2 tRNA genes and 1 rRNA gene are annotated in these 723 nt (G+C 47.2%); all 3 read right to left on the bottom strand.

The window, feature by feature from the left end:
* Positions 1-293 precede the first annotated feature (293 nt).
* A tRNA-Ala gene (locus tag ACFFHF_RS01140) sits at positions 294-369 on the bottom strand.
* A gap of 46 nt (positions 370-415) precedes the next feature.
* A tRNA-Ile gene (locus ACFFHF_RS01135) sits at positions 416-492 on the bottom strand.
* A gap of 123 nt (positions 493-615) precedes the next feature.
* Positions 616-723, bottom strand: a 16S ribosomal RNA gene (locus tag ACFFHF_RS01130); the annotation flags it as partial.

Here is a 723-nt window from a genome sequence, read left to right as displayed (position 1 = left end):
CCGTCCTTCATCGGCTCCTAGTGCCAAGGCATCCACCGTGCGCCCTTTCTAACTTAACCTACGGTTAAAAAGAATTTCTCTAATAAATTAGAGAGAAAACTAAAATGGCGATTACTCGGTATTTCTTTGTCCAGTTTCGGCTCCTAACTTCTCGGCCGTTTCGATCCGTCTAGTCAAATCAAAAAGCAGGATTTGTCAAGCCGGCTCTCCAACGTCTGTCGAAGTTGAACAGTCGCCTCCACTTTCCTTGGTTTTCTTCATATATCATTATCTAGTTTTCAAAGAACAATTTTTGGTGGAGCCTAGCGGGATCGAACCGCTGACCTCCTGCGTGCAAGGCAGGCGCTCTCCCAGCTGAGCTAAGGCCCCGTTGAATTTGTATGGTGGGCCTAAATGGACTCGAACCATCGNTGTATGGTGGGCCTAAATGGACTCGAACCATCGACCTCACGCTTATCAGGCGTGCGCTCTAACCAGCTGAGCTATAGGCCCATACAACAGAAAAAAAGAACTTGCTATTTTATATATGAGAGTTTGCTCTCTCAAAACTAAACAAATCATATCATCAACGGTTGTTAGCTTTGACCGAAGGTCAAAAGCCTCAATTTTCCTTAGAAAGGAGGTGATCCAGCCGCACCTTCCGATACGGCTACCTTGTTACGACTTCACCCCAATCATCTGTCCCACCTTAGGCGGCTGGCTCCTTACGGTTACCCCACCGAC

Origin of the sequence: Robertmurraya beringensis, assembly GCF_042433785.1 — a bacterium.
GTDB lineage: Bacteria > Bacillota > Bacilli > Bacillales > Cytobacillaceae > Robertmurraya_A > Robertmurraya_A beringensis.
The sequence above is the reverse complement of the archived record's forward strand: the minus strand, read 5'-3'. Positions and strand labels throughout refer to the sequence as shown.